General features: G+C 62.5%; 10 protein-coding genes. All 10 read right to left on the minus strand.

The window, feature by feature from the left end; genetic code table 11:
- Window positions 1-444: hypothetical protein (locus GY769_23430; GenBank protein MCP4204871.1), on the minus strand; the 444-nt coding region annotated here is incomplete at its 3' end.
- Window positions 441-746, minus strand: coding sequence for an NADH-quinone oxidoreductase subunit NuoK (nuoK, locus tag GY769_23435; protein ID MCP4204872.1), 306 nt, complete (start codon window positions 744-746; stop codon window positions 441-443). The genes nuoK and GY769_23430, both read right to left, overlap by 4 nt.
- Before the next feature lie 5 nt (window positions 747-751).
- Window positions 752-1,285 carry an NADH-quinone oxidoreductase subunit J gene (locus GY769_23440; protein MCP4204873.1) on the minus strand — a complete coding sequence of 178 codons (534 nt, stop codon included), beginning with the start codon at window positions 1,283-1,285 and terminating at the stop codon, window positions 752-754.
- 169 nt (window positions 1,286-1,454) lie between these two features.
- A complete protein-coding gene (locus tag GY769_23445) occupies window positions 1,455-1,934 on the minus strand; it encodes an NADH-quinone oxidoreductase subunit I (protein ID MCP4204874.1) in 480 nt (159 codons plus the stop codon).
- Window positions 1,935-1,944: 10 nt separating this feature from the next.
- Entirely contained in the window at window positions 1,945-3,027 is a 1,083-nt protein-coding gene (gene nuoH, locus GY769_23450) for an NADH-quinone oxidoreductase subunit NuoH (protein ID MCP4204875.1), read from the minus strand.
- Window positions 3,027-4,166 carry an NADH-quinone oxidoreductase subunit D gene (locus GY769_23455; GenBank protein MCP4204876.1) on the minus strand — a complete coding sequence of 380 codons (1,140 nt, stop codon included), beginning with the start codon at window positions 4,164-4,166 and terminating at the stop codon, window positions 3,027-3,029. The genes nuoH and GY769_23455 overlap by 1 nt, the downstream gene beginning before the upstream one ends.
- A 6-nt stretch (window positions 4,167-4,172) precedes the next feature.
- Window positions 4,173-4,727 (minus strand): NADH-quinone oxidoreductase subunit C, encoded by a 555-nt coding sequence (locus tag GY769_23460; protein MCP4204877.1) that lies wholly within the window; start codon window positions 4,725-4,727, stop codon window positions 4,173-4,175.
- Window positions 4,728-4,999: 272 nt separating this feature from the next.
- Complete coding sequence (locus GY769_23465; GenBank protein MCP4204878.1) at window positions 5,000-5,533, minus strand: NADH-quinone oxidoreductase subunit B; 534 nt, start codon at window positions 5,531-5,533, stop codon at window positions 5,000-5,002.
- Window positions 5,503-5,859 carry an NAD(P)H-quinone oxidoreductase subunit 3 gene (gene ndhC / locus GY769_23470; GenBank protein MCP4204879.1) on the minus strand — a complete coding sequence of 119 codons (357 nt, stop codon included), beginning with the start codon at window positions 5,857-5,859 and terminating at the stop codon, window positions 5,503-5,505. Before ndhC ends, GY769_23465 begins: the two co-directional genes overlap by 31 nt.
- Window positions 5,860-6,239: 380 nt before the next feature.
- Window positions 6,240-7,295: a hypothetical protein gene (locus GY769_23475; protein ID MCP4204880.1), complete on the minus strand. Its 1,056-nt coding sequence runs from the start codon at window positions 7,293-7,295 to the stop codon at window positions 6,240-6,242.
- Between the last annotated feature and the right edge of the window lie 388 nt (window positions 7,296-7,683).

Consider the following 7,683-nt stretch of genomic DNA (forward strand, 5'->3'; position numbering starts at 1 on the left):
ACCCATGAACAGATTCATGTACACGAAGTAACGCTGGTAGCCCGACTCGTGACCCATGTAGCCCACCGAGTACACGTGGATCCAAAAACCCACGAACGTCACCACGAACATCATCACCGACGACAACGGGTCCAGCAGAAAGCCCATCGGAATCTGAAGGTCCGCTAGTCTGGCGACGCTATCGGCGGCATCGGCGGCGTGGGTCGCGCCTGCGATCTCGAGCAACCCGGCCGGAATCCACAGATAGACGATCTTCTCGAAGACCTCCTGGCCGCTGGTCAGAAACTCACCGATCACTCCGAGGGCGACCAAGAGTGCAGCTCCGACCGATCCGCAGGCGATCCAGGTCGCTCCGGTCTTCGAGACCCGATTGCGCAATACCACCCCGTTGAGAAACGCTCCGACGAACGGCAGCAGGGGAACGAGCCAGATCCAGTCCCTCATCCCAGGAGCTCCCTGGCGCTGTCAAGCTGGGTCGTACTGCGCAGTCTGAAAAGAGCCAGGAGAATCCCGAGGCCCACAGCCGCCTCACCGGCGGCCACCGCAATGGTGAAGATCACGAAGATCTGCCCCGTTAGGTTGCCGTGCTGAAACGAGAACGCAATCAAGTTCAAGTTGGCCGCATTGAGCACCAGCTCGATCGACATCAAGACGGTGATCATGTTGCGTCGCACGAGAATCCCGGTAACCCCGATCGCGAATAGAACGAAGCTCAGAACCAGGTAGTGCTGCGTACCGATTTCCAGCATCGCTACTGCTTTCTCCCCAGAACCACGGCGCCGATCATGGCCACCAACAGGAATACCGAGACGATCTCGAACGGCAACAGGTAGTCCCGATAGAGACTCCAGGCGACCGCCTGGGAGTTCCCCAAGGCCTCTCCGTCGACCTCGACGAAAGCGGGAGGCGCGGCCTGGGTGGGCGCAAACGCCATGCCGACGAAGAGGGTCCCGAACAGCCCGAGGAGTAGCAGGCCCACGATCACCGCCAATGGGGCGTTCTGGCCAAACAGCCGTGACTCCTTCAACCGATGAAGATTCACCAACATGATCACGAAGAGAAACAGGACCATGATGCCGCCGCCGTAGACGAACACCTGGACAAACGCCAGGAACTCCGCGTGGCGCAGCAGAAAGAGCGAAGCAAGGCTCAAGAACGTCACCAGCAGGGCGATGGCGCCATACATCGGGTTGCGCATCGTGATCACGAAACACGCCGCCACCACCGCAACCGCTGCAAACAGATAGAACAGGATCGCCGGCCCGTGTACGGTCAGGAACTCCAAGAGACCTCCCCAACAGCCAGGCACTTCGTGCCAACGGAGCACCATGATGAGCGTGAAGCGTGCCTCAGATCGGCCCGCCTGCGACGACGACCTACCGAGGCGTACGTGATGTACGCCGCAGGCAGGGAGGAGCCGAAGCCGGGGCTAGATGAGGTGCGATCCGCGCTCATCACGTGACCTCCTCATCGGTGTATTCCGGCCTTATCTTCCACTCCTGCAATTCGTCGATGTCGACATAGAGGTTCTGCCAGCGCTCGTAGGACGCCAGCTCGTAGGTCTTCGAGCTCAACCAGATCGACTTGGGCTCGGTGGGACAGGCTTCTTCGCACAGGCCGCAGAACATGCAGCGTTGAACGTCGATGTCAAAGCGGTCGAGAACCTTCTCCTTCTTCTCCGTCGCCGGATTCATCTCCTGATGCCAGTCGATATAGATGATGTCGATCGGGCAGTCGCGAGCGCACAGCGTGCACTTGATGCAGCGGTCCTCGTCCAACCTGAACATGCCGCGGAAGCGGTGAGCCGGCTCCAGACGCTCCTCCGGATACTGAACCGTGACCTTCTTCTTGAACATGGTCCGGAACGTAATGCTCAACCCCGCAAAAAGGTCGAGGAGCATGAAACGCTCGAGAAAGCCCTTGGCTACGCTCATCGGTTGAGTCCTACCTGAGAATCTTGATCAGTCCCGTCGCGAAGACGTTGAAGAGCGAAAGCGGGATCAGCCACTTCCAACCCAGGTCCATGAGTTGATCGAAGCGGTAGCGGGGGAAGGTCCCACGAAACCAGATGTACATAAAGAGAAATGCGCCGAGCTTGATCGAGAACCAGATCAAGCCGACGAGTCCCGCGGGCAAGAAGGCGAGATCCAGGAAGGCCAGCGCCTCGACGTTCGGAAATGGGCGCAGCCAGCCACCGAAAAAGAGCGTGACCGCAAGCGCCGAGACGACAATCATGTTGGCGTACTCGCCCAGAAAGAACAGCGCGAATCGCATGCCTGTGTATTCGGTGTGAAAACCCGCGACCAACTCCGACTCGGCTTCAGGAAGATCGAACGGATTGCGATTCGATTCCGCGACGCCGGCGACCAGATAGATGAAGAACGCCAAGATCTGCGGAAAAACGAACCACATCCCGCTGTCTCGCTGCGCCTCGACGATGCCGGTCAGTGACATCGTGCCGGCGAGCAGCAGCGGCCCCACGATCGCAAAGCCCTGCGGCACCTCATAGGAGATCATCTGCGCCGCCGAGCGCAGACCACCCAGGAGGGAGAACTTCGAGTTCGAAGCCCAGCCTCCGATGATCAAGCCGTAGACTCCGATCGTCGCGAGCGCGACCACGAACAGCACACCGACGTTGATATCGGTGATCATGAAGTTCAGCCCGCCCTCTTGGGCCGCGGGCGGCCCGAACGGAATCACCGAGAGAATCACCAGCGCCGGAGCCACGACCAGGCAAGGGGCCAGGATGAACGCCCACTTGACCGCTCGATTCGGGATCACATCCTCTTTGACCAGGAGCTTCATGATGTCGGCAATCGGCTGGAAGAGCCCCCAGGGACCTACCCGATTCGGGCCCAGCCTCACCTGCATGAAGCCCAGGATCTTGCGCTCGGCCAGGACCAAGTAGCTGATCAGTGGTAGGACGCCCACAAACACCACCGCCGCGATCTTGATCGCCGGCGACAAGGCGTAGAAAAACAGCGTCGGACCGAGCAGGTCGTGAACCGGTTGCAGGGGTCCGAGCATCAGCGATCGATCTCCCCCAGGACAATGTCAACGGTGCCGATGATCGCTACCATATCCGCCAGGAGCTGCCCCTTGGCAAGAACCGGCAGCACCTGGAGATTCATGAAACACGGTGGACGAACTCGACACCGGTATGGGTTCGGCTTGCCATCGCCGACGATATAGAAACCGATCTCGCCCTTGGGCCCCTCGATCGAGTGATAGGCCTCACAATCCTTGGGCGCTTTGAGAACGCGCAGCTTCTTCGCCATGATCGGACCATCGGGCAGCTTCTCCAGACATTGCCCGACAATCTTGGTGCTCTCACGCATCTCGTCCATGCGTTGCAGGTAGCGATCGTAGGTGTCGCAGTTGTAGTAGACCGGCACTTCGAAATCGACCTCACCGTAGGCTTCGTAGGGCTTCGCCTTGCGCAGGTCCCAATCGATGCCGCTCGCTCGAAGCATGGGTCCGGTCACGCCGTACTCGAGCGCTACCTCCGGCGGCAGGACCCCTACCCCGACCGTGCGCTTCTTCCAGATCCGATTGTTGGTGAGCAGGCCCTCGTACTCTTCGATCTTCTCCGGGAAGGTGCCGATGAACTCGGCGCAGCGCTCCGCCCAGCCGATTGTCAGATCGTAAGGCTGCCCCCCGGGGCGCATGCAGTTGAGCGTCAACCGCGCTCCGCAGTACTCCTCGAAAAGATCCAGGATGATCTCGCGTTCACGGAAGGTGTAGAAAAACGGCGTCATCGCGCCGATATCGATGGCATGAGTCGCCAGCCACAGAAGGTGGCTCGAGATCCGCTGCAGCTCCGCCAGGATCGTGCGGATGTAGCGCGCCCGCGGCGGCGGAGTCAGACCGACGAGCTTCTCAACCGCTCCGACATAGGCCAGGTTGTTGGTCGCCGCGGCGACGTAGTCGATGCGGTCCGTGTGGGGCACGTTCTGAAAGAAAGGGTGGAGCTCGAAGAGCTTCTCCGTGCCGCGATGGAGGTAGCCGATAATCGGGTAGCAGTCGACAATGCGCTCACCGTCGACCTTGAGCTTCATTCTCAGGACGCCATGCGTCGAAGGATGCTGGGGCCCGAAGTTGAGCTCCATCTCCTCGAGACCGAAAAGGGTCTCGCGCTCGACGGTGGAAGTGTCGTGGATATCCATGCTTCTCTAGGAAGTCGGCTCCGCGGTGCCTTCTCCGGTGTCGCCTTGCGGGGCCTCAGGCTCGGGTTCGGGTGGCTCGGGCGGCTTCCAGCCCGTGCCGGTCCCGGCAACCGGACCGGCTTCCTCTTCGTAGTATTCGGGATAGATCGCCGCGCCGGTGTCGAGTCCCTCGATCGGGAAGTCTTTGCGCAAGGGGTGGCCGTGGAACCCTTCCCAGAGCAGGATGCGCGTCATGTCGGGATGACCCGCGAACCGGATCCCGTACATGTCGTAGGCCTCCCGCTCGCACCAATCGGCGCCGCGCCAGACGGTCGTAACGGTCGGCACCTCTTCGCCTTCCGCCGCCCGAACCTTGAGTCGCAGCCTATGGTTCTGCTCGAGGCTGTAGACGTGGTAAACGACCTCGAATCTCGCGTCCTCGCGACTGGGATAGTCGACACCACAGATGTCAACCAGCAGGTCGTAGCCGTGCTCTTTCTTGAGCCCGGCGCAGATCTCGGCGATACGGTCACGCGCGATCTCGAGAGTCAACTCATCGCCGCGCTGCGTGGCGCTCTCGATCGCTCCGTCGTGAGCGCCGGAAAGCGCTCGAACGAAATCGTCTTCCGCTGCGTCGGCAGGAGTCGGTGGCGCCGGATCTCGCTCCCAGACCGGCTTGGCCGCCTCCTCGGCGGCCTTCTTCGCTTTCGCCTCGGCCGCGGCCTTGGCCTTGGCCTCCGCGACTGCCTTCTTCTTGGCTTCCGCCTCCGCCTTGGCCCGCGCCTCGGCGTCGGCGTCGCCGCCCGCTAGCGGGGGACCTTCGTCTCCCGGAGGCTTCTTTTCGTCGTTCTCGCTCATGCGGTCGACTGGCCCACCAGCAGTCGTTCCTTCTTGTTCTCGACCACCGACATGCGGTCGATCTTGCGCTGCAGGTGAAGCAGGCCCCACAGAAGGGCTTCCGGCCTCGGCGGGCAACCGGGCACGTAGACATCGACCGGGATGATTCGGTCGACGCCTTGAGTGACCGCATAGGTCCGATAGGGGCCGCCGCACGTGGCGCACGCTCCCATGGCGATCGCCCACTTGGGCTCCGGCATCTGGTCCCACAGCCGGCGCACGATCGGAGCCATCTTCTCGGTCACCGTCCCGGCCACGATCATCAAATCGCTCTGACGCGGACTTGCGCGAAAGACCTCCGCTCCGAAGCGGGACATATCGTGGCGCGGATCGAGCACCGCCATCATCTCGATGGCACAGCAGGCCAGGCCGAACTGCATGGGCCAGATCGCCGAGCGGCGAGCCCAGTTGAAGATCTTGTCGTAGGTCGTAGTGAGAATGTTCGAGTCGATGGAGTCGCTTACGCCCAATTGAGAGCTCCCCGGTTCCAAACGTACACGTAGCCGATGACCAGTATTCCCAGAAAGACCATCATCTCGATGAAGCCGAAGAGAGCCAGCTTGTCGAACATCACTGCCCACGGAAAAAGAAAGATCGTCTCGACGTCGAACACGACGAACAGGACGGCTATCAAGTAATACCGAATCGAGAACCGATGGTCGTGCGCCAAGGAGTCGGCCTCGTTGCCGCACTCGTAGGGCTCCCGGTTGGTCAGGCCGCGACCACCGTGCCGAAACAACCGGGCCGCGATCAGCGTCGCCACGAGAAACAGCGCCGCAATGACGATGAAGACCAGGATAGGTAGGTAGTTGACCATCGACAAAGTGCGCAGACCGGACACGACTCGCTGGGGTCGCCATGCTATTGAAATACCTTGCCCGGAAGCCGAGCCATTGTACTTAAGGTACCCAGGCGGTTCAACAGCCGTCTGGCGTCCGAGTCTCTGACGTAATCCGTGCCGATAGCAGGCCGCCGGTGCGCTCTTCTCGCTCGGAGGACCTCGCTCGCAAGAGGCACGCGGCCGGCCCTTCAGACACAGTGCCGGCCGTCCCGCGTCTCCCCTCCCGACTGGTCTTCGAAGCCGCGAACCGTCGACGCGCCATCGAACTCTATAGCGGTCGAGCTCCGCTTGCCCTCGAGCGAAGCGAAGGGTCTCGACCGTCTACCCGATGCCTGCCTCTTGGGCGCCGCATACCGCTAGCCGCCCGGCCCGAGAAGGGACACGTCGACCAGCGCCTCGACGTTCACCCCCCGGGCCTGGACCAGGACCCGGATGTCCTCCCCCATGCCGTCCAGATCGAGCAGGGTCATGGCTGCCAGCCGCTCGGCAGGCGGCCTCTCGCCCATGCCGTCGAGAAGACCCAGCGCGGCCAACCAGGCGGCTTGACGAGTCAGCACGATCGTCTCGAGACCCGCGGATTCACCGGCCTCGATCAGGGCGGTGAAGTCGACATGCGCGGTCAGATCCTGGCTCCCCACCTCTCGCAGAGCGTCCCGGTGCACCTGCTGGCGACGGTAGCAGGCAAGGGTTCCGTTCCTCCTGACCCGAACATCGAACAGCCGATCCCGGGGATAGCCGTAGTCGCAGGTAACGATCAGGCCCCTGTCGAGGCGGCTCGCCAGCTCCTGGTAGCTCGCGCCCCAGTCCGCGACGTCGGCGATCTGGCCGGGCTCGAGCTCGGCCTGAACCAAACTCCCGAGGGCCGGATCCGAAAGCGGCATCTCGGACCATGTGAACTTGCCCTCGGAGCCCAAGACGACTCCGAGCTCCCGCAGCTCAGAGCCGGACCGGATCAACCGGTTCACCGGCAAGGCGTCAAAGAGCTCGTAGGAGAAGATCAGTCCACTGACCGACCGCTCGGGCCACCTCTTGACCGACTCCGCGACCTCGACGTCGCTCGGCACGGCCCGGACGATCCGATCGTAGGCGAGCCAGCGCCGCACTCTCTCCATCGCCGTCGAGGCCTCGATCACCGCCCTGAGATGAGCGCCGCTGCCGTAGCCGGCTTCGAGATAGTCCGCCGGCCGGCCGAGCTCCCGGTCGAACCGGCGCAAGAGCTCGGCGGTGGTTCGGCCGAAGAGCGGCGAATGAGACGATCCGGTGACGAAGTCACCGTCCTCGCCAATCGGCAGCTCGTTCCGGGCGTAGTAACCGCCCTCGCCGTAGAGCGCCTCTTCCATGACGTCGGCGAACGGAATCGGCCCGTCACGCCGGATGCGCTCGCGCAGTCGCTCGGCTGGAGTCGAGGGCATGGTGGAAGTATCTCTCAGTCATGAGCAGGGTTCTCCCGTGAACTCGCCCGGCTGAGGGCGCTCGAGCGGGTCATCCCCCAGGGGCCGGCTCGGGCTAGAAGGTCTGCAGAGAGTCGGCCCTCGCCTGCGCGCCACGTCGCGCAAACCGGTCGCGGACTTCGTACCACTGTCAAAAGCGCTCGTGCCGAGCCCCCTGGGGGACGGGCGAAGCGTTCGAGTCGGAGGCGAGAATCGAGCGGGCCAAGAGAGAAGAGACCGAGGCCTCCGTGCTGGATCTCCTCGCGGCGGCGCCTGCTTGAGCTAGCCGTGCTCTCACGGCGAGTGAGCTCACCGGCTCAGACATCACACCCCAACGACATGAGATTCCGTGAATCGAAGCCGAAGCGCG

The organism is bacterium (genome assembly GCA_024224155.1).
GTDB lineage: Bacteria > Acidobacteriota > Thermoanaerobaculia > Multivoradales > JAHEKO01 > CALZIK01.

Bases quoted from the DNA above. Each gene is read 5' to 3' on its own strand.
- ndhC (MCP4204879.1), bottom strand. From the start codon at position 5,859: ATGGTCAACTACCTACCTATCCTGGTCTTCATCGTCATTGCGGCGCTG.
- GY769_23475 (MCP4204880.1), bottom strand. From the start codon at position 7,295: ATGCCCTCGACTCCAGCCGAGCGACTGCGCGAGCGCATCCGGCGTGAC.
- GY769_23455 (MCP4204876.1), bottom strand. From the start codon at position 4,166: ATGGATATCCACGACACTTCCACCGTCGAGCGCGAGACCCTTTTCGGT.
- GY769_23445 (MCP4204874.1), bottom strand. From the start codon at position 1,934: ATGAGCGTAGCCAAGGGCTTTCTCGAGCGTTTCATGCTCCTCGACCTT.
- nuoH (MCP4204875.1), bottom strand. From the start codon at position 3,027: ATGCTCGGACCCCTGCAACCGGTTCACGACCTGCTCGGTCCGACGCTG.